At 73.4% G+C, this 18829-nt stretch carries 19 protein-coding genes; 8 read left to right on the forward strand and 11 right to left on the reverse strand.

The features are described from left to right. Both mmuM and ACIQE0_RS01720 read right to left on the reverse strand, forming a co-directional pair. Entirely contained in the window at positions 1 to 927 is a 927-nt protein-coding gene (mmuM, locus tag ACIQE0_RS01715; RefSeq protein WP_366330268.1) for a homocysteine S-methyltransferase, read from the reverse strand. A 20-nt stretch (positions 928 to 947) separates the two neighbouring features. After that, on the reverse strand, positions 948 to 1820 hold the full coding sequence (locus tag ACIQE0_RS01720) for a YceI family protein (protein ID WP_402328283.1): 873 nt from the start codon (positions 1818 to 1820) through the stop codon (positions 948 to 950). Positions 1821 to 2412: 592 nt separating this feature from the next. On the opposite strand from ACIQE0_RS01720, the gene ACIQE0_RS01725 reads away from it, so the two are divergent. After that, positions 2413 to 2595 carry a hypothetical protein gene (locus ACIQE0_RS01725; protein WP_366330266.1) on the forward strand — a complete coding sequence of 61 codons (183 nt, stop codon included), beginning with the start codon at positions 2413 to 2415 and terminating at the stop codon, positions 2593 to 2595. A gap of 64 nt (positions 2596 to 2659) precedes the next feature. Here ACIQE0_RS01725 and ACIQE0_RS01730 read toward each other — a convergent pair whose 3' ends face one another. Next, a complete protein-coding gene (locus tag ACIQE0_RS01730; protein ID WP_402328287.1) occupies positions 2660 to 3445 on the reverse strand; it encodes a hypothetical protein in 786 nt (261 codons plus the stop codon). A 175-nt stretch (positions 3446 to 3620) separates the two neighbouring features. On the opposite strand from ACIQE0_RS01730, the gene ACIQE0_RS01735 reads away from it, so the two are divergent. Beyond that, positions 3621 to 4535 carry an oxygenase MpaB family protein gene (locus tag ACIQE0_RS01735; protein ID WP_402328288.1) on the forward strand — a complete coding sequence of 305 codons (915 nt, stop codon included), beginning with the start codon at positions 3621 to 3623 and terminating at the stop codon, positions 4533 to 4535. A 24-nt stretch (positions 4536 to 4559) separates the two neighbouring features. On the opposite strand, the gene ACIQE0_RS01740 is transcribed toward ACIQE0_RS01735, so the two are convergent. Continuing rightward, a complete protein-coding gene (locus ACIQE0_RS01740; RefSeq protein ID WP_384104385.1) occupies positions 4560 to 5171 on the reverse strand; it encodes a class I SAM-dependent methyltransferase in 612 nt (203 codons plus the stop codon). Beyond that, entirely contained in the window at positions 5168 to 5482 is a 315-nt protein-coding gene (locus ACIQE0_RS01745; protein ID WP_366330262.1) for a hypothetical protein, read from the reverse strand. Before ACIQE0_RS01745 ends, ACIQE0_RS01740 begins: the two co-directional genes overlap by 4 nt. Before the next feature lie 134 nt (positions 5483 to 5616). On the opposite strand from ACIQE0_RS01745, the gene ACIQE0_RS01750 reads away from it, so the two are divergent. Then, the gene (locus tag ACIQE0_RS01750; protein ID WP_366330261.1) at positions 5617 to 6231 is read left to right on the forward strand and encodes an ATP/GTP-binding protein; all 615 of its coding nucleotides are present in this window, start codon (positions 5617 to 5619) and stop codon (positions 6229 to 6231) included. 39 nt (positions 6232 to 6270) lie between these two features. Here ACIQE0_RS01750 and ACIQE0_RS01755 read toward each other — a convergent pair whose 3' ends face one another. Next, positions 6271 to 6699, reverse strand: coding sequence for a PPOX class F420-dependent oxidoreductase (locus ACIQE0_RS01755; protein ID WP_366330260.1), 429 nt, complete (start codon positions 6697 to 6699; stop codon positions 6271 to 6273). Positions 6700 to 6863: 164 nt separating this feature from the next. On the opposite strand from ACIQE0_RS01755, the gene ACIQE0_RS01760 reads away from it, so the two are divergent. Next, positions 6864 to 7271, forward strand: coding sequence for a roadblock/LC7 domain-containing protein (locus ACIQE0_RS01760; RefSeq protein WP_366330259.1), 408 nt, complete (start codon positions 6864 to 6866; stop codon positions 7269 to 7271). Between the two features lie 83 nt (positions 7272 to 7354). After that, positions 7355 to 8245, forward strand: coding sequence for a DUF6397 family protein (locus ACIQE0_RS01765; protein ID WP_402328293.1), 891 nt, complete (start codon positions 7355 to 7357; stop codon positions 8243 to 8245). A 145-nt stretch (positions 8246 to 8390) separates the two neighbouring features. Here ACIQE0_RS01765 and ACIQE0_RS01770 read toward each other — a convergent pair whose 3' ends face one another. Continuing rightward, entirely contained in the window at positions 8391 to 8636 is a 246-nt protein-coding gene (locus ACIQE0_RS01770) for a hypothetical protein (RefSeq protein ID WP_402328295.1), read from the reverse strand. A 490-nt stretch (positions 8637 to 9126) separates the two neighbouring features. On the opposite strand from ACIQE0_RS01770, the gene ACIQE0_RS01775 reads away from it, so the two are divergent. After that, complete coding sequence (locus ACIQE0_RS01775) at positions 9127 to 9336, forward strand: hypothetical protein (protein ID WP_402328297.1); 210 nt, start codon at positions 9127 to 9129, stop codon at positions 9334 to 9336. A 122-nt stretch (positions 9337 to 9458) separates the two neighbouring features. On the opposite strand, the gene ACIQE0_RS01780 is transcribed toward ACIQE0_RS01775, so the two are convergent. Together ACIQE0_RS01780 and ACIQE0_RS01785 are read right to left on the reverse strand one after the other, a co-directional pair. Then, entirely contained in the window at positions 9459 to 10373 is a 915-nt protein-coding gene (locus ACIQE0_RS01780; protein WP_402328299.1) for an acyl-CoA thioesterase, read from the reverse strand. A 60-nt stretch (positions 10374 to 10433) separates the two neighbouring features. After that, the gene (locus ACIQE0_RS01785; RefSeq protein WP_366330254.1) at positions 10434 to 12947 is read right to left on the reverse strand and encodes a DUF3516 domain-containing protein; all 2514 of its coding nucleotides are present in this window, start codon (positions 12945 to 12947) and stop codon (positions 10434 to 10436) included. 268 nt (positions 12948 to 13215) lie between these two features. On the opposite strand from ACIQE0_RS01785, the gene ACIQE0_RS01790 reads away from it, so the two are divergent. Further along, a complete protein-coding gene (locus ACIQE0_RS01790; protein ID WP_366330253.1) occupies positions 13216 to 14007 on the forward strand; it encodes a metal-dependent hydrolase in 792 nt (263 codons plus the stop codon). Positions 14008 to 14075: 68 nt separating this feature from the next. Here the strand turns inward: ACIQE0_RS01790 and ACIQE0_RS01795 are convergent, their stop codons facing one another. Together ACIQE0_RS01795 and ACIQE0_RS01800 are read right to left on the reverse strand one after the other, a co-directional pair. Further along, positions 14076 to 15860, reverse strand: coding sequence for an ABC transporter ATP-binding protein (locus ACIQE0_RS01795; protein WP_366330252.1), 1785 nt, complete (start codon positions 15858 to 15860; stop codon positions 14076 to 14078). Continuing rightward, the gene (locus ACIQE0_RS01800; protein WP_402328303.1) at positions 15857 to 17719 is read right to left on the reverse strand and encodes an ABC transporter transmembrane domain-containing protein; all 1863 of its coding nucleotides are present in this window, start codon (positions 17717 to 17719) and stop codon (positions 15857 to 15859) included. Before ACIQE0_RS01800 ends, ACIQE0_RS01795 begins: the two co-directional genes overlap by 4 nt. 285 nt (positions 17720 to 18004) lie before the next feature. On the opposite strand from ACIQE0_RS01800, the gene ACIQE0_RS01805 reads away from it, so the two are divergent. Next, complete coding sequence (locus ACIQE0_RS01805; RefSeq protein WP_402328306.1) at positions 18005 to 18781, forward strand: hypothetical protein; 777 nt, start codon at positions 18005 to 18007, stop codon at positions 18779 to 18781. Positions 18782 to 18829 lie beyond the last annotated feature (48 nt).

Below are 18829 nucleotides of genomic sequence, written 5' to 3' on the forward strand. Positions count from 1 at the left end.
TCAGCGGCCCAGCGCGGCGGCCAGTTCCGCGATGGTGTCCGGGCCGACCCGGCAGCAGCCGCCGATCAGCCGGGCGCCTGACGCGACCCAGCCGGCGACCCGGTCGGTGTGGAACGCCGGGCGGCCGCGCCAGGCCCGGGCCGCGGCGTCCCAGCGCTCGCCGCTGTTGGGATAGACCACCACCGGCTTGCCGGTGACTTGGGCCGCGATCGCCACCGCGGCGTCGGCGTCGTCCGCTGCGCAGCAGTTGACGCCGACCGCGATCACCTCGTCCGCCTCCGCGAGCGGGGCGAACGCCTCGGCCAGCGGCTGCCCGGCGCGGGTGCGGTCCCCGGCGATGCTGTACGAGAGGTAGGCAGGGACGCCGAGGCCGCGCACCGCCCGCAGCAGCGCCCGTGCCTCGTCCGCGTCCGGCACCGTCTCCAGGGCCAGGACGTCCGGCCGGGCGGCGGCCAGCACCTCGAGGCGCGGCCGGTGGAAGCGCTCCAGCGCGTCCACGGACAGCCCGTACCGGCCGCGGTACTCGGAGCCGTCGGCCAGCATCGCCCCGTACGGTCCCGCCGACGCGGCGACGTAGAGCGGCCCGGCGGCCCCGCCGGCGCGGGCCCGTGCGGCCGCCTCGCGGGCCAGTTCGACGCTTCGGCGCAGCAGCCCGGCGGCCTCCTCGGGGCCCGTGCCGCGCCGCGCGAACCCCTCGAACGTGGCCTGGTAGCCGGCGGTGATGGCCACCTGGGCGCCTGCCCGGTAGTACGCCAGGTGGGCCCGTACGACGGCCTCCGGCTCCTCGGCGAGCAGCCGGGCCGACCACAGGTCGTCGCTCAGGTCGTGCCCGTCGGCCTCCAGTTGGTTGGAGAGCCCGCCGTCGAGGACGAGCGGTCCGGCGGCGAGCGCCGCGGCGAACGGTGGTGGGGACGACGGGCCGGTCATGGGGACACCTCTTCGCGTTGCTATTCGGGCCGGACTGCCTGGATGTCCAGCTCGATCCGGATCGTAGCGCCGATCGCGGCGATGCCCCTGGCCAGCATCGTGCGCCAGTCCAGGGTGAAGTCCTCGCGGTGCAGTTCGGTGACGGCCTGGCAGGCGGTGCGGGTCTCGCCCGCGATGCCGGTGCCGATGCCCAGATAGCGGGTGTCCAGATGGACGGTGCGGCTGACACCGTGCAGGTACAGCATGCCCTGCACCGCCCACCGGCCGCCTCCCTTGTGGACGAACCGCTCGCCGGCGAACTGGAGATGGGGATATCGGGCCACGTCCAGGAACTCCGCCGACCGCAGATGGTCGTCCCGCATCCGCACCCCGGTGTCGATGCTGGCCGCGTCGATGGTCACCTCGACCCGGGAGTCCTCCATCCGTTCGCCGATCCACAGTCCGCCCTCGAAGCGGTTGAACCGGCCGTGGATCTGGGCCAGTCCGATGTGCCGGGCGCTGAAGCGGATGGCGCTGTGGTCGGGGTCGAGCCGCCACTGGCCGGTGTCGGGCAGCGGCAGCGCGGGCGCCGGCACCAGGGTGACCGGGCGGGGCGCGGTCCGCTCGCCGGCCACCACCTCGACCTCGAACCGGGCCGGCCGGAAGCCGTCGGAGGTCACCACGACCCGGTAGGGCCCGGGCGGCAGCGTGACGGTCAGCCGGCCGTTGGGGTCGGTCCGCCCGAGTGTGACGTCCCGGCCGCCCGCGTCCCGGACCGAGATCTCCACCCCGGCCATCGGCAGTCCGACGGGATCGTTGACGCTCAGGTCCAGCGCGCCCGCCCCCTGGGGGAGGGACGGCTGGGGGCTGTGCGGCGTGCGGTCGCGCAGGCGGCGGAGGATGGCGAACGGCATGGCAGGACGGGCCCTAACGGTCGAATCGGTCGGACGGGGGCGGAGGCGGACGTATGCGGACGGTGCCAGGGAATGAATCGCACGAAAAGGGTGCGGATTCGGCTCCATCCTGTCATTGGTGACGACCTGAAGTGGCCATCAGGTGTCAAGGGTTGAGGAAAGGTGATCTTTCTCGCATCGCGCGGGGATTCCCCCGCGGGTGCGCATCCGGTAGTCGCGTCGCGGGTTCGGCCGGGGCCGCCGGCCCCCTCGTCGCGGCACGGTCACCGGCGGCCGCCGCCCCGCAGCGGCGTCGTGCGCCCCGCCCGTGGCCTGCCGGCGGTTGCGGACCGCCGACGCACCCGTTAGGGAGCACCTCTAGGGGGCACCTCGTCTTCCCGGGCGGCCGCAGGCCGGCCCCGGCCGACGCCTGAACGGGCGTGATCGCCGGAAGCGGGAATCCACCGGAACGATGCCGCTCACCTGCACCTACCGGGGCGTAGCGAGGCCGTGGGCGCCGGGCGGCCCGGCCCACGAGGGAACCTCCGGAGCCGAACCGGCGTTCAATGGAATACGACAGAGCGCGGCACGCGCCGCGGAAAGGGCGTGAAGGATGTCCACACAGGCGAAGGTCGCGATCGGCGGCGTCGCGGTGGGAGTGGTCCTGCTGTGGCTGCTGCCGTTCTGGGCGGCCGTCTTGGTCATGGTCGGGATCCCGGCCGTCGCGTATCTGACGCTCGACCCCTCCCAGCGGCGCCGGCTGCGCCGGGCCGGCCGCAAGCAGATCGGCGGCTGAGCCGGCGCTCCCGCCGGGCCGCCGGGGAAGCCCGCCCCGACGCGGACCGGCCCGCCCGCGGCCGTCAGGCGGGGCGGGCCGCCAGTGCGTCCAACGCGGCCAGCAGCCGGGGCAGTTCGGGCCCCCGGCCCACCGGGTGCACCTGCCCCGGCTTGTCGTCCAGCAGGACGAACGCGAGGTCGTCGGTGCGCGCCACCATGCTCCATCCCGGGCCGTCGACCCGCAGCGTACGGGCCCCGCCCGCGGCGAACGACGACCGCACCCGGCCGGGCGGCGGCGGATTCGCCACATAGCCCCGGGCCTCGGCCAGCACCCGCCGCACGCCCTGGTGACGCTCCTCGCCGGGCTCCGCGAAGGTGACGTCCGCGTCCTCGATCCGGGCCCGCCAGGAGGCCCACTGGAGCGCGATCTCGTCCGCCCCCAGCCGCCGCTGGGCGGGCCCCCAGCCGTCGGCGTCCGGCGGTGCCAGCGGCGCGCGGCCGCACTCGGACGGCTCCGGGTCGTGCGGCCGCGGGACCCCGGGAGCCGACACCGCGAGCGCCAGCGGCCAGCCCGGCAGCGCCGCGACGATGCTGTCCTCGCCTGGTGAGAGGTCGTAGTCCATGCCGCAGTCCCAGGCCGCGACCGCGCACGCCACCAGGGACACGTCCTCGGTGGCCACGGTCCAGCGCGCCCCGGTGCCGTCCTGGCCGAGGACCAGGCCGTAGCCCTCCGCATACGGTGCGAGGCCGAGCCCCGCGCACACCTCGGGGTAGTCGTCGCCGAGCACGCTCGGGAACTGCGCGGGCGTCAGCAGCACCGCCGTCAGCACGAACAACTGGTCGCTGTCGGCGCTCTCGGTCGTCGGCACGCCGGGCCTCCCTCCCTAGGGGTCCGCACTTCGCCGCGCACCCTAATCGGCCGGGCGCGCCCATGTCACCAGTCCTACGCTGCGACGATGCCCGCGGCCGCGGGCCTGGCCCGTCGTGGGCGTGCGTCCTGCGCCCGTACTGTGGGCGCTTCGGCGACGAAGGGACGGACCACAGGTGCGGCGCTACGACTGGCTCAAGGAGATCCTGCGACTCGACCCGGAGCGCGACTTCTTACGGATCCACCGCATCACCTACTCCCATGAATTCCCCTGGGACATCACCAGGGCCCTGGAGTTGGCGCTCTACCGCACCTACGCGGTGCCGAGCATCGGCCGACTGCTCGCCGAGACCGCCGAGTTGACCGACCGTGCGCAAAAGCGCTACGACGACACCGCCCTGCTCCTGGACACCGTCATCGAGCACGGCTTCGACGCCGACGAGGGGCGGACCGCGATCCGCCGCATCAACCAGATGCACCGCAGCTACGACATCAGCAACGAGGACATGCGCTATGTCCTGTGCACCTTCGTCGCGGTCCCGATCCGCTGGATCGAGAAGTACGGCTGGCGGCGGCTGAGCGAGCACGAGAAGCGCGCCATGGCGGCGTACTACCGCACCCTCGGCCGGCACATGGGCATCCGCGACATCCCGCAGACCCACCAGGAGTTCATGGACTGCCTGGACGCCTACGAGGAGGCGCACTTCGGCTGGGACCCCGGCGCCCGCCGGGTGGCCGACGCCTCCCTGGACCTGATGGCGGGCTGGTACGGCCCGCTCGCCCCCGTGGTGCGCGGCGCCAGCATGGCCCTCCTGGACGACGCGCTGCTGACGGCCTTCCGCTACGACCGGCCCCGGCCCGCGGTGCGCACGGCGGTGCGGACGGCCCTGAAGGTGCGCGCCAAGGCCGTGCGGCTGCTGCCGCCGCGCCGCACTGCGCACTTCGCCCGCCAGAACCCCGAGATCAAGGGCTATCCGAACGGCTACCGGATCGCCGGACTCGGGACGTTCCCCGCGCCCCGCCGGGGCGGCGGCTGCCCCGTGCACCCCGTCGGCGACGCTCCCGCCGGGGAGGGTCCGGCGGCGTCCTGAGGTGCGGCGGTCCGCCCGGGAGCCTCACCCTCGGCGGACCGCCAGCGCCAGATAGCGGGTGTCCTCGTCGGTGTACTGGACGAGGTCCCAGCCGCTGCGGGCCAGGAGGGGGCGCAGCTGGGGCTCGGCCCGCAGGTCGTCCGGGGTGAGCCGGCGCCCCTTGCGGGCGGCGAGGGCGGCCCGTCCCACGGGATGGAAGAGCGCGAGCCGGCCACCGGGGCGCACCACCCTGGCGAGTTCGGACAGTCCGGCCGCGGAGTCGGGCAGATGGGAGAGCAGTCCGGCGGCGAACACGGCGTCCAGTGCCGAGGACGGGAGCGGGAGCCGGGCCACGTCGGCGAGCAGCAGGTCCGCGCAGGCGTCGCGGCCGGCCCGTACGGCGGCCGTCAGCATCTCCGGGGTGAGATCGGCGCCCAGGACCGTCCCGCGGGCTCCCACGGCCGCTCTGAGGGCCGGCAGGGCGCGTCCGGTGCCGCAGCCGGCGTCCAGCACCCGCTGGCCCTGGCGAAGGCCCAGTTCGGCCACGCCGGCAGCGTAGGCGGGGCCGTCGCCAGGGAACTTGGCGTCCCAACCGGCGGCGCGTACGCCGAAGAACGCGCGGACCTCGTGCGGAAGACTGCCGTGCGGGCCGGTCATCGGTCTCCTTCGGGTGCGGTGAGGGCGTAGAGGACGCCCGCGACGAGCAGGGCGGCCACCACGCCGAGGTTCATCGCGCCCAGTGTGCCGTGCGCGGCGCCGTCGGTGAGCAGGAAGCCGACGACGCGGGCGATGTTGGGGTCGGCGGAGGTGATCAGGCCGAGCCCGACGCCGGTGGTGACGGTGAGCGAGAGGACCGCGGGCCACCGGACGGCGGGCGCCGCGGCCGGCTCCGTACGGGAGTGGCGGGCGCGCCACCGCGCCACCAGGAAGACCGCCGTCCACGCCGGCTTTCCGGAATCCGAGGACATCGCGATCAGCGGGCGGTACGGTCCTCGCCATGGATCTCCGGACGGCACGCGGTGCCGTCGCCGGCCCCATCGCTGTGCCCTGGAATCCGCACGCCCGCGTCGCGCGGGATCTCGCACCCCGGAGGAGACGGCCGATGAACGCCGTACAAGGGCCCCCGAAGGACCTGGCGCAGGACGCTGCCCCCGACGTGGCACTGAAGGTCCTGGTGGCAGGCGGCTTCGGGGTGGGCAAGACGACCCTGGTGGGTGCGGTCAGCGAGATCCGGCCGTTGCGCACCGAGGAGCGGCTCAGCGCGGCGGGCGCGGCGGTCGACGACATCGGGGGAGTGGTGGGCAAGGACACCACCACCGTGGCGATGGACTTCGGCCGCATCACCATCAGGGCGGGGCTGTCCCTGTACCTCTTCGGCACCCCGGGGCAGGACCGCTTCTGGTTCCTGTGGGACGACCTCTCGGAGGGGGCGCTGGGTGCGGTGGTGCTGGCCGACACCCGGCGGTTGCCGGACTGCTTCCCGGCCGTCGACTACTTCGAGCGCCGCGCCGTCCCGTTCGTGGTGGCCGTCAACTGCTTCCCCGGAGCCGGGGCCTACGGTGCCGACGAGGTCTCCCGCGCGCTGGACCTGGACCGCGGGACGCCCGTCGTGCTCTGCGACGCCCGGGACCGCGACTCGGGCAAGGAGGTGCTGGTCCGGCTGGTCGAGCACGCCGGGCGGCGGCACTCCGACCGGCGGGTGGGCTCGGTGGGCTGACCGGCCGACGGGGGTGCCGGACGGCCCGCGCCCCGCCCCTCACTCCGCGAGCCGGGCGACCGCCACCACCTTGTCGATCCGGACCCGCACCAGCAGTTGCCCCGGGACGCCGTTGCGGGCGCCGAACTCCTCCGCGCGCTCCTCGCCCACATAGCGCACCGCGATCCGGGTGGTCCAGCGCCGCAGGTCCGACAGTTCCTCGCTGAGCTCCGCCGTGCCCTGCACGACCGCGAACGCGTACGGCGGCCGCTCGTCGTCGACGCACAGCGCCACCCTGTTGTCGCGGAGGAGATTGCGGCCCTTGACCGAGTCGCGGCCGGTGGCGAACACCAGCGTGTCGCCGTCCATGAGGAAGCACACCGGGGCGATGTGCGGGCTGCCGTCGGACCGCACCGTCGAAAGTTTTCCGGTTCTGGTGCCCTCGGAAAGGAACGCCCGCCACTCATCCTTCGTCATCCTGTGTGCCATGCCGCCATCCTTGCCGCCGGAGCGATCCGCCGGCAGCCGGCACACCGGATGCGGAGCCGCTTGCCGAGACGGCAGAGGTGGGACAGGCTGGCACGGCAGCCCGCCGACGGGCTGCGAACTGCCGTCCGGCCACACCGCGGACGGGGATACGGGGAGGAAGCGGCATGGCACTGAGCAGCGGACTCGACTGGCTGCTGGACGATCTGACCAAACGCGTGGAGAAGGTACGGCACGCCCTGGTGCTGTCCAACGACGGGCTGGTGACCGGCGCGAGCCAGGAGCTGACACGGGAGGACGCCGAGCATCTCGCGGCGGTCGCGTCCGGACTGCACAGCCTCGCGAAGGGGTCCGCCCGCCACTTCGGCGTCGGCCGGGTGCGGCAGACGATGGTCGAGTTCGATGACGGGATGCTGTTCGTGACGGCGGCGGGGGACGGCAGCTGCCTGTGCGTGCTGGCCGGCGCCGACGCCGACATGGGGCAGATCGCCTACGAGATGACGCTGTTGGTCAACCGCGTCGGGGAGCATCTCGGCGTCGAGGCCCGCCGGCCGGAGAGTTATCCACAGGCTTGAGGCGGGCGTTGACGCCCCGTCACCGTCAGCGGCTAACGTCGTGACCGTCAGTGATCGACGATCGAGTCGCAGGGGGACCCACCATGACGGTGACAGTGATGTGCGACGGGCGGCAGACGCTCTCGATGGGGCGCGCGGCCCAGGAACTCCAGTTGCGGACCGGCGAGTTGGAGCTTGCCACCCAGCTCGGAGAGGTCCGGACGGTCCCGGCAGGGGCCGATGACCGGACGGGAGGTTCCGGGCCGCCCGCCCGGCGCCGGGTGCCGGCCGAGGAGGTCGCCCGCCTCCGGTCCGAGTCCGGCTTCCCTGAGGCGCTCCGTACCCGCCTCCGCACGGTCGGCACCAACGAGGCCGCCGCGCTGATGGGGATCGGCCCCGGCCGGGCCCTGCGGCTCACCCGGGCCGGCTGCGTCGGTCCGGTCCGCTTCTATGTGAACCGCTTCGGTGCCGTGGTCTGGCTCTATCTTGCCGCGGAGATCGCCGAGTTCGCCGACCGCGAGCCGGAGCTGCTGCGGGGCAACACCCCGGTCGCGATGCGGGTGATGCTCACCAGCGGCCAGGACTGGCGGGCCCGGCAGTGGCGCAGCCGCCGGGTCGCCCAGCTCATGGGGCACGCCGACGATCCGTGGGAGTCGGCGGCGGTGATCGCCGCCGTTCTGCCTCCCGAGGAGCTGGCCTCGGTGGCCGAGGACCCACTGGAGCGCGCCGTGCTGCGCCGGCTCCGTCCTGTCCTGGCCTCCGCGCTGACGGCGACCCAGGCGGCCCGGGAGTCCTTCGAACGGACCCTGGTGGCCGAGGAGTTCGACGAGGTGCTGTGGTACCGCGTCAATCTCTCCCGTGCGCTGGAAACCGCCCGCCGTGAGGACCCCGGCCGGGTCCGCCCGGCGGCCGTCCGCCGCGCCGGGCAGCCCCCGAGCCTGCGGAACCACCCCACGTGGACGGCGAAGGCCAGAAGCCTCACCGCGCGCTCATGACCCCGCCCGCGCGGGGCGGGGCTCGGCCGGTGAGGCGCGCGACGGGTGAGGCGGGGCGCGGCGGGTGTCGGGGTCGCGTTTCGCGATGGCTGGCGGGTCGCGTTCGCGGTGGGCCCCGGCCGGGGGTGCCGCCCGCCGCCCGCCCTCACCGGTGGGACTGCCCGACGTCCCCCTCGTCCGACACCACGGCCCGGGCGATCGTCGACAGGCTCAGCACGCGCCCCTCACCGACGACCAGCCAGCCCTTGTCGACCAGGGACTGCAACAGCGGGCGGGCCTCGTCGCCCAGTTCGTCGGCCACGTCGTCGTCCGTAGGCGGCACGCCCGCCCGGAGCCGGGTGGCGATGTGGCGGACGGCGGCCTGCTCCGCCGCGGTGAGGGTGAAGTCCATGAGCCGAGCCTAAGGCGGAGCGAGGCCCGTCGCCCGGGCGCCTGCGCCTGCGGGCCTCCGCCCGCGCACCGTCATGCGCCGGCTCGGGGTCGGTTCGCGCCGGTGTCTGTGAGGGGCCAGGCGGTGGCGCGATCCCGTTGCCGGTGATCTTCAAATGGATCCTGGTTGGGGGTCTCCGTGGAAGGTGGTGGCTATGCGGAGAACGGCAACTAGCCCCGCGCGCACGTGAGTTGGAAGGCGGCGGCGCCGGTCGATGGCATCGAGGCTCGGGCGGACGGGGTCCGATGCCGTTGGCTGGTTCGAGGGCCTGTGTGACGTTGGGCTTCCGTTTGAACGGTGGGTGTGTGTGGTGGGTGAAGGGAGTGGTGTTTCGCTCTTCATGCACCACGCGGGCGTGCAGTCTGGCGCGTGGCGGGAGTCGTTCAAGGGGCTCCCGTTGCAGTGCCGTATGCACTGCGACTCACCACTAGGAAGAAGGACGCTCATCATCATGAGCAACACCTCCGGCATTGAGACCCGTGAGATCGCCGACGACGAGCTCGACGGCGTTGCGGGTGGCCTCTCCGCCAGCGGCTCCGTGGAGGACCTGACCGCCAACTTCGTTCCGGGCCCCAACGGCCTGCCCATCCTGAAGGACGGCTCCATCAAGTCCCTCAGCCTCACCGTGAAGGACATCCCCCTGGGGCCGATCGGCGGCTGAGCCAGAGCTTCGGCGGTACGTCGGCCTTCGGGACCTGGTTGGGGTCTCGGAGGCCGACGTTGTCGTGGGGGCGAGGTGATGTCTGCGTAGGGGGAAGGGGGGAGCCCTTCGCCGTGTGTCGGCTAGGGGGGCGTCCCCGTAGTGCCCTCTTCGCCGGACCCGTCCATGTGGCGCGGGCCGTAGGGGCGCAGCAGGCCCTCCTGGACGACGGAGACGAGGAGTCGGCCGGTGCGGTCGTAGATGCGGCCGCGGGCCAGGCCCCGGCCGCCGGTGGCGATCGGGGACTCCTGGTCGTAGAGGAACCACTCGTCGGCGCGGAAGGGGCGGTGGAACCACATCGCGTGGTCGAGGGAGGCCATGTCGAAGCCGCGCGGGCCCCACAGCGGCTCGATGGGGATGCGGACCGCGTCCAGCAGGGTCATATCGCTGGCGTAGGTCAGCGCGCAGGTGTGCACCAGCGGGTCGTCGCCCAGCGGACCCACCGCGCGCATCCAGACCGCGCTGCGCGGCTCCGCGCCCTCGATCTCGTCCGGGCTCCAGCGCAGCCGCTCGACGTAGCGGATGTCGAACGGCTGGCGGCGGGCCATCCGTTCCAGGGCCTCGGGCAGACCGCCGAGGTGCGCGCGGACCTCTTCGGCGACGTTGGGCAGCTCCTCCGGGTCGGGGACCGGGCGCATCGGCAGCTGGTGCTCGAAGCCCGGTTCCGGCTGGTGGAAGGAGGCGGTCAGGTTGAAGATCGTGCGGCCCTGCTGGACGGCGACGACCCGGCGGGTGGTGAAGGACCGCCCGTCCCGGACCCGTTCGACCTCGTACACGATCGGCACGCCCGGCCGGCCCGGCCGGAGGAAGTACGCGTGCAGCGAGTGGACCGGGCGGTCCCCTTCCGTGGTCCGCCCGGCGGCCACCAGTGCCTGGCCGGCGACCTGTCCGCCGAAGACCCGCTGGAGGTTCTCCTGGGGGCTGCGGCCCCGGAAGATGTTCACCTCGATCTGTTCGAGGTCCAGCAGATCGACCAGCTTCTCGGCCGGGTTCGTCATGACCGGTGGCCCTCCGTCGTCTCCTTCGGCGGCTTCGGGCGAAGCCGCCGCCTCACAGACTCACAACTGCCCCACGCCCGTGACCCGCACGACCGCGCGTCCCTCCTCGTCGGAGGCGGCCAGGTCGACCTCGGCCGAGATGCCCCAGTCGTGGTCGCCGTTGGGGTCGGCGAAAGTCTGCCGTACCTTCCACAGCCCGTGCGCGGTGTCCTCCTCGATCTGGAGGAGCTTGGGACCGCGGGCGTCCGGGCCGGTGCCCAGATCCTCGTACTCGTCCCAGTAGGCGTCCATCGCCTCGCCCCAGGCGTCGGCGTCCCAGCCGGAGTCGGCGTCCATCTCGCCGAGTTCCTCGACCTTGTCCAGCGCCGCCAGTTCCACCCGCCGGAACATCGCGTTGCGGACCAGGACGCGGAACGCCCGCGCGTTGGCGGTGACCGGACGGACCTGGTCGGCGCGCTCGGCCGCCTCCTCCGCGGTCTCCTCCTCCGGGTTGGCCAGCTGCTCCCACTCGTCCAGCAGGCTGGAGTCGACCTGCCGGACCATCTCGCCCAGCCAGGCCACGATGTCCTGGAAGTCCTCCGACTTCAGGTCGTCCGGCACGGTGTGGTCCAGCGCCTTGAACGCACTGGCCAGGTAGCGCAGCACGATGCCCTCGGTGCGCGCCAGCTCGTAGAAGGAGGTGAACTCCGTGAAGGTCATGGCGCGTTCGTACATGTCGCGGATGACCGACTTCGGCGACAGCGGGTGGTCGCCGACCCAGGGGTGGCTCTTGCGGTAGAGGCCGTAGGCGTGCGACAGCAGCTCGTCGAGCGGCTTGGGGTACTCGACGTCCATGAGGCGCTCCATGCGCTCCTCGTACTCGACGCCGTCGGCCTTCATCTGCGCGACGGCCTCGCCGCGCGCCTTGTTCTGCTGGGCGGCCAGGATCTGCCGGGGGTCGTCCAGCGTCGACTCCACGACCGAGACCATGTCCAGGGCGTAGGAGGGGGATTCGGGGTCGAGCAGGTCGAACGCGGCGAGCGCGAACGTCGACAGCGGCTGGTTGAGCGCGAAGTCCTGCTGGAGGTCCACGGTGAGGCGGACGATCCGGCCCTCGGCGTCCGGCTCCGGGAGCCGTTCGACGATCCCGCCGTCCACGAGCGAACGGTAGATCGCGATCGTCCGGCGGATGTGGCGGAGCTGGTTCCGGCGCGGCTCGTGGTTGTCCTCCAGGAGTCGCCGCATCGCCTCGAAGGCGTTGCCCGGCCGGGCGATCACCGACAGCAGCATGGTGTGCGTCACCCGGAAACGGGAGGTCAGCGGCTCGGGGTCGGAGGCGATCAGCTTCTCGAAGGTGTTCTCGCCCCAGTTGACGAAGCCCTCCGGCGCCTTCTTGCGGACCACCTTGCGGCGCTTCTTCGGGTCGTCGCCGGCCTTCGCCAGCGCCTTCTCGTTCTCCACGACGTGCTCGGGGGCCTGTGCGACCACGAAGCCTGCGGTGTCGAAGCCGGCCCGCCCCGCGCGGCCGGCGATCTGGTGGAACTCCCGCGCCCGCAGCGTGCGCACCCGCTGCCCGTCGTACTTCGTCAGCGCGGTGAACAGCACCGTGCGGATGGGGACGTTGACGCCGACGCCGAGGGTGTCGGTGCCGCAGATGACCTTCAGCAGGCCCGCCTGGGCCAGCTTCTCCACCAGCCGCCGGTACTTCGGCAGCATGCCGGCGTGGTGGACGCCGATGCCGTGCCGGACGTACCGGGAGAGGTTCCGCCCGAACTTGGTGGTGAAGCGGAAGTTCCCGATCAGCTTGGCGATCTCGTCCTTCTCGGCGCGGGTGCACATGTTGATGCTCATCAGCGCCTGCGCCCGCTCCACGGCGGCGGCCTGGGTGAAGTGCACGATGTAGACCGGCGACTGGCGGGTCTCCAGCAGCTCGGTCAGCGTCTCCGTCAGCGCCGTGGTGCGGTACTCGTACGACAGCGGCACCGGCCGGGTCGCGGAGCGGACCACGGAGGTGGGCCGGCCGGTGCGCCGGGTCAGGTCCTCCTCGAAGCGCGACATGTCGCCGAGGGTCGCCGACATCAGGACGAACTGCGCCTGCGGCAGCTCCAGCAGCGGGATCTGCCAGGCCCAGCCGCGGTCCGGCTCGGCGTAGAAGTGGAACTCGTCCATCACGACCTGGCCGATGTCGGCGTGCTTGCCGTCACGCAGGGCGATCGAGGCGAGGACCTCGGCGGTGCAGCAGATCACCGGGGCGTCGGAGTTGACCGACGCGTCGCCGGTGAGCATGCCGACGTTCTCGGTGCCGAAGAGCTTGCACAGGTCGAAGAACTTCTCCGAGACCAGTGCCTTGATCGGCGCGGTGTAGAAGGTGACCTGGTCGTTGGCCAGGGCGGTGAAGTGCGCGCCGGCCGCCACCAGGCTCTTTCCGGAGCCGGTCGGGGTGGACAGGACGACGTTGGCCCCCGAGACCACTTCGATCAGCGCCTCCTCCTGGGCAGGGTAGAGCGTGATGCCCTGCTGTTCGGCCCAGCCCGAAAAGGCTTCGAAGAGGGCGTCGGGGTCGGCGGTGTTCGGCAGATGATCGATGAGGGTCACGCCCCCCATACTGCCTGCCTTCCCCTCGGATCCGGGAACCGGTGCTCCGGATGGAGATCAACTGGAGACAAACAGGGGTGGGGAGGGCCGCTCCGCGCCCCGGCGCACGGGCGCGAGCGCGCTGCGTACGCGGCCGTGTGCAGACCGTACGCACGCCGTCTGCCGATGCCGGGCGGCCGCGGAACCCGCCCCCGGTACGGAGATCGTTTGACGCTACGCTGAGTCGCCGACCAGGCGTCAGAAGCAGAACAAGGGGTGGGGAACAGCCATGATGGGACCGGCGCACTCGCTGTCGGGAGCCGCGGCCTGGTTGGGGGTGGGAGCGGCGGCCTACGGCGCCGGCTCTCCGATGCCCTGGCCGGTCCTGGTCAGCGGCGCGCTGATCTGCGCCGGGGCCGCGCTGGCACCGGACCTCGACCACAAGGCCGCCACCATCTCGCGCGCCTTCGGACCGCTGTCGCGATGGCTGTGCGACGTGGTCGACACCCTCTCGCACGCCGTCTACAAGGCGACCAAGATGCGCGGCGACGCCAACCGCGCCGGCGGGCACCGGACGCTGACCCACACCTGGCTGTGGGCGGTGCTGGTCGGCGCCGGGATGTCGCTGCTGGCCACGGAGGGCGGGCGCTGGGCGGTGCTCGGCATCCTCTTCGTGCACATGGTGCTCGCCATCGAGGGGCTGCTGTGGCGGGCGGCGCGGGTCTCCAGTGACGTGCTGGTGTGGCTGCTCGGCGCCGCGACCGCCTGGATCCTGGCGCAGGTGCTGGACGAGCCGGGCAACGGCGCGCACTGGCTGTTCACCGAGCCGGGGCAGGAGTACCTCTGGCTGGGCCTGCCGATCATGCTGGGCGCGCTGGTGCACGACATCGGCGACGCCCTGACGGTCTCGGGCTGCCCGATCCTGTGGCCCATCCCGATAGGCCGCAAGCGCTGGTACCCGCTGGGCACGCCCAAGCCGATGCGCTTCCGGGCCGGGAGCTGGGTGGAGATGAAGGTGCTGATGCCGGTGTTCCTGCTGCTGGGCGCCATGGGGGCGCTGGCGGCGCTGGGTTACGCCTGATCCGCGCCGGCCCGGCGCAGGAGTGGCGCCCCGCCCTGTTCGCGGGGCGCCACTCGCGCGTCACCGGCTCAGCCGTGCCATGAGCGCCACAGCGCCGCGTACGCGCCGCCGGCCGCGACCAGTTCCCGGTGGCTGCCCAGTTCGCTGATCCGGCCGTCCTCGACGACCGCGATGACGTCGGCGTCATGGGCGGTGTGCAGCCGGTGGGCGATGGCCACGACGGTGCGCCCGTCCAGGACCTTGCCCAGGGAGCGCTCCAACTGGCGGGCGGCGCGCGGATCCAGCAGCGAGGTCGCCTCGTCCAGGACCAGGGTGTGCGGGTCGGCCAGGACCAGGCGGGCCAGCGCGATCTGCTGGGCCTGGGCCGGGGTCAGCGCGGTGCCGCCGGCGCCGACCTCGGCGTCCAGATCGCCGGGCAGCGCGCGGGCCCAGGCGTCCGCGTCCACCGCGCCCAGCGCCGCCCAGAGTTCGGCGTCGGCGGCGTCCGTACGGGCCAGCAGCAGGTTGTCCCGGAGCGTCCCGACGAAGACGTGGTGCTCCTGGTTGACCAGCGCGACATGCTCCCGGACGCGTTCGGCGGGCATCGCCGAGAGTTCGGCGCCGCCCAGGGCCACCGAACCGGCCCGCGGGGTGTAGATACCGGCCAGCAGCCGGCCCAGGGTGGACTTCCCGGCGCCCGACGGGCCGACCAGCGCCACCCGGCTGCCCGGGCGGACGCTCAGCGACACCTCGCGCAGGACGTCGACGCCGGCGCGGTAGCCGAAGGTGACGTCCTCGGCGCGCATCTCCCGGCCGTCGGGGGCCGCGGTGGCGTCGGCGGCCTCGGGCTCGATCTCCCGGACGCCGACGAGCCGGGCGATCGACACCTGGGCCACCTGGAGCTCGTCGTACCAGCGCAGGACGAGGTTGACCGGTTCGGTCAGCATCTGCGCCAGCAGCGCGCCGGTGGTCAGCTGCCCCGGGGTGAGCCAGCCGCGCAGCACGAACGCCCCGCCGAGCACCACGACCGCGCCGAGGATCAGGACGTGGGTGACGTTGATGACCGGGAAGAGGACCGAGCGCAGCGAGAGGGTGTAGCGCTCCCACTGGGTCCAGGTGCGGATCCGGTGCTCCGAGAGGGAGATCCGGCGGGCGCCCATGCGGTGCGCCTCGATGGTGCGGCCGGCGTCCACGGACTCGGTGAGGACGGCGGAGACCGCGGCGTAGCCGGCGGCCTCGGAGCGGTAGGCGGCGGGCGCGCGCCGGAAGTACCAGCGGCAGCCGACGATCAGCACCGGCAGCGCGATCAGCACCGACAGCGCCAGCGGCGGGGCGGTGACGGTGAGCCCGCCGAGCAGCAGACCGATCCAGACCACGCCGATCGACAGCTGCGGCACGGCCTCCCGCATCGCCTCGGCGAGCCGGTCGATGTCGGTGGTGATCCGGGACAGCAGATCGCCGGTGCCGGCCCGCTCCAGGACGCCCGGCGGCAGGGCCACCGACCGGACCAGGAAGTCCTCGCGCAGGTCGGCCAGCATCCGTTCGCCGAGCATCGCCCCGCGCAGCCGCACCATGCGGACGAAGACCGTCTGGACGACCAGGGCGAGCGCGAACAGGCCGATGGTGCGGCCGAGTTGGATCTGTCCGCCGCGGCCCGCCGACAGGTCCTCGACCAGGTCGCCCAAGAGGTAGGGCCCGACCATCGAGGCGATCACGGCTATGGCGTTGACGGTGACCAGGACGGTGAAGGGGCCGCGGTGGCGGCGGATCAGCTCGGCGACGTAGGCGCGCACGGTCGAGGGCGAGCCGACCGGCAGGGTGTCGGCGGTGGTCGGGGTGTCGGGATCGTGCTCCGGCGGGGCCAGGCCGATCATGCGGTCTCCTCGGTGGTGGTGGCGGTGCGGGGCGCCGGTGTGCCGGCCGCGGGCTCGGGGTCGCGGGTGACGACGGCGCGGTATTCGGGGTGGGTGTCGAGCAGTTCGCGGTGCGGGGCCTCGCCGGAGACCTTGCCGTCCTGGAGGAACACCACCTGGTCGGCGCGGTCCAGGAGCAGCGGGCTGGAGGTGAGGACCACGGTCGTGCGGCCCGCCCTTATCCCGCGCAGCCCGTCGGCGACCCGGGACTCGGTGTGGGCGTCGACCGCGCTGGTCGGTTCGTCCAGCACCAGCACCTCGGGGTCGGCGACCAGCGAGCGGGCCAGGGCCAGCCGCTGCCGCTGGCCGCCGGAGAGCGACCGGCCGCGTTCGGTGAGGTGGCTGTGCATCGGGTCGTCGCGGTCGTCGGCGGAGGTCCGGGCCAACGCGGCCAGCACGTCGCCGCATTGGGCCGCGTCCAGCGCCTGGGGCGCGGTCACCCGGCCGGACGCCGGGACGTCGAGGAGTTCCCCCAGCGTCCCGGAGAGCAGCACCGGGTCCTTGTCCTGGACCAGTACCGCGGTCCGGGCGGTCTCGCGCGGGACGTCGTCCAGCGGGGTCTCGCCGAGGACGACGGAGAGCGGACGATCGGGCTCGGCCAGGGGGACGGGCGTGCCCCGGTCGCCGGTGTCGACGGCGGCGTCCCGCGGTCCGGGCGGGGCCGGCTGCGGGGCGTGCCCGCCGAGCCGTTCGGCGAGCCGGCCCGCGGCGTCCGGGTCGCCGCACACCACCGCGGTCAGCCGCCCGGCCCGGGCGGTCAGCCCGCTGACCGGGTCGTGGAGGTCGCCCGAGGGCGGCTGCGGGTCGGTCGGGCGGCCGCCCGTCGGCCGGCTCAGTGCCAGGACGCGGGCCGTGCGCCCCGCCGAGGGAAGGGAGAAGGACCAGGCCATGGTCAGCTCTTCGAAGTGGCGCAGCGGGTACAGCAGGAAGGACACCGCGCCGTAGACGGTGACGAGTTCGCCGATGGAGATCCGGCCCGCCAGGGCGAGGTGGACGCCGTACCAGACCACCGCGATCAGCAGCAGGCCCGGCAGGGCGACCTGGACGGCCGAGATCAGCGACCACATGCGGGCGCTGCGGACGGCGGCCCGGCGGACCTCCTGGGAGGCGTCGCGGTACCGGCCGAGGAAGAGGTCCTCGCCGCCGATGCCGCGCAGGACCCGGAGTCCGGCGACGGTGTCGGAGGCGAGTTCGGTGGCGCGCCCGGCCTTCTCGCGCTGCGCGTCGGCCCGGCGGGTGGCCGGCGGCAGCAGCGGCAGGACGGCCAGCGCCAGAACGGGCGTGCCGAGGGCGACGATGAGGCCGAGCGAGGGCTGGTAGGCGACGAGCGCCACGCAGACGCCGATCGAGGCCACCAGCGCCGCGGCGAAACGGGAGAGCGCCTCGACGAACCAGCCGATGCGCTCCAGGTCGCCGGTGCTGACGGCGACGATCTCACCGGCGGCCACCCGCCGGGTCATCGCCCCGCCCAGCTCCGCGGCCTTGCGGCTGAGCAGTTGCTGCATCCGGGCAACGGTGACGATCCAGTTGGTGACGGCCGAGCGGTGCAGCATGACGTCGCTGATCGCGACGGCGGCGCCGAGCAGCGTCAACACCCCGCCGGCCAGGGCGAGTCGGGAGCCGCGGCCGTCGACCGCGGCCTGTACGGCAAGGCCCACCGGCAGCGGGAACGCGGCCAGCGCGCCCATGTGCACAAGCCCCCAGAAGAGGGCCTTGGTCAGTCCGCCGCGCTGTTGCCGGCACAGCCACGCGAGGAATCTGCCGCCGGTGCGGACGTCGGGGACACCGGGATCGGGATGGGGAAGGTCGCGAATGTGCATGATGTCCAGGGGAGTTGTCGCGGTGAGTGGAGGGTGGGCCGCGCGCTCGGCGGGCCGGGAGGGGCAGTCGTCGGCGGGGAGTGGTGCGGTGTCGTCCGGGCAGGCCGGAGCCCTCGCGCTCGTAGGTGACGGGCCCCGGCGCGAGCGGAGGCACAGGGAAGGGTGGCGTGCGGAGGGGCCCGGCTTCAAACGGTTTTTCCACAGAAAGCCGATAAAGCCGACGCGTCGTCCGTACCGTACCTCCATCACCCGGGGGCCGATCGTCCGTCAGGGTGAGGTGGGAACATGGACGGCATGCGGACAGCGGGTGGAGTGATACGGGCGGCGGCGGTGGTCGCGGCGGCGACGGTTCTCCTGGCGGGCTGCGGCGCCGGCGCAGGTGAGACGGACGGCAAGGGCGGTGGGGACGCCGAAGGGGGCGGGACGGCGGCGCGGGAGCGCCCCGGCGGTCCGGCCCGCGGGGGTTCGACCACCACCCGCCACAAGGACATCCCGGAGGTCGGCGCCGCGCTGCGGTCGCGGATCCCGGCCGACACCCGCCAGGTCCTCGCGGTCTACGGCGCCGGGCCGAACTCCCCGGACGCGACCGTGGTGCTGTACGACCGGGACGACAACGGCTGGGAACAGAAGGGAAGTTGGCCGGCGCACAACGGTCGGCGCGGCTGGACGGCGGATCACCACGAGGGCGACAAGCGCAGCCCGGTCGGGGTCTTCGGGCTGACCGACGCGGGCGGGGTCCGCGCCGACCCGGGGGCCCGGCTGCCCTACACCCACTCGGCGGCCTTCACACCGCCCCCGTACTGGTCGAAGAACACCCGCCACGACTTCGACTATGTGGTGGCGATCAACTACAACCGGGTCGCGGGGGCGTCCCCGTTGGACCCCACGCGCCCCGGGGGGCAGTCCAAGGGCGGCGGGGTCTGGCTCCACGTGGACCACGGAAGCGGGACCTCGGCGTGCGTCAGCGTGGCCGAGCCCGTGATGGCCACGCTGCTGCGGGCGCTCGATCCGGCCCGCCACCCGGTCGTGGTGATGGGGGACCGGGCGAGCCTTTCGGGCTGAGTCCGGTGCCGTGGGCCGGGGACGGTTCGCGGCCGGGCCGCGCTCCGG

This window comes from Streptomyces sp. NPDC093097, assembly GCF_044754325.1.
Taxonomy (GTDB): domain Bacteria; phylum Actinomycetota; class Actinomycetes; order Streptomycetales; family Streptomycetaceae; genus Streptomyces.

Coding starts and splice junctions, on each gene's coding strand:
- mmuM (WP_366330268.1), bottom strand. CDS start 927: ATGACCGGCCCGTCGTCCCCACCACCGTTCGCCGCGGCGCTCGCCGCC.
- ACIQE0_RS01720 (WP_402328283.1), bottom strand. CDS start 1,820: ATGCCGTTCGCCATCCTCCGCCGCCTGCGCGACCGCACGCCGCACAGC.
- ACIQE0_RS01725 (WP_366330266.1), top strand. CDS start 2,413: ATGTCCACACAGGCGAAGGTCGCGATCGGCGGCGTCGCGGTGGGAGTG.
- ACIQE0_RS01740 (WP_384104385.1), bottom strand. CDS start 5,171: ATGACCGGCCCGCACGGCAGTCTTCCGCACGAGGTCCGCGCGTTCTTC.
- ACIQE0_RS01745 (WP_366330262.1), bottom strand. CDS start 5,482: ATGTCCTCGGATTCCGGAAAGCCGGCGTGGACGGCGGTCTTCCTGGTG.
- ACIQE0_RS01750 (WP_366330261.1), top strand. CDS start 5,617: ATGAACGCCGTACAAGGGCCCCCGAAGGACCTGGCGCAGGACGCTGCC.
- ACIQE0_RS01755 (WP_366330260.1), bottom strand. CDS start 6,699: ATGGCACACAGGATGACGAAGGATGAGTGGCGGGCGTTCCTTTCCGAG.
- ACIQE0_RS01760 (WP_366330259.1), top strand. CDS start 6,864: ATGGCACTGAGCAGCGGACTCGACTGGCTGCTGGACGATCTGACCAAA.
- ACIQE0_RS01765 (WP_402328293.1), top strand. CDS start 7,355: ATGACGGTGACAGTGATGTGCGACGGGCGGCAGACGCTCTCGATGGGG.
- ACIQE0_RS01770 (WP_402328295.1), bottom strand. CDS start 8,636: ATGGACTTCACCCTCACCGCGGCGGAGCAGGCCGCCGTCCGCCACATC.
- ACIQE0_RS01775 (WP_402328297.1), top strand. CDS start 9,127: ATGAGCAACACCTCCGGCATTGAGACCCGTGAGATCGCCGACGACGAG.
- ACIQE0_RS01780 (WP_402328299.1), bottom strand. CDS start 10,373: ATGACGAACCCGGCCGAGAAGCTGGTCGATCTGCTGGACCTCGAACAG.
- ACIQE0_RS01790 (WP_366330253.1), top strand. CDS start 13,216: ATGATGGGACCGGCGCACTCGCTGTCGGGAGCCGCGGCCTGGTTGGGG.
- ACIQE0_RS01795 (WP_366330252.1), bottom strand. CDS start 15,860: ATGATCGGCCTGGCCCCGCCGGAGCACGATCCCGACACCCCGACCACC.
- ACIQE0_RS01800 (WP_402328303.1), bottom strand. CDS start 17,719: ATGCACATTCGCGACCTTCCCCATCCCGATCCCGGTGTCCCCGACGTC.
- ACIQE0_RS01805 (WP_402328306.1), top strand. CDS start 18,005: ATGGACGGCATGCGGACAGCGGGTGGAGTGATACGGGCGGCGGCGGTG.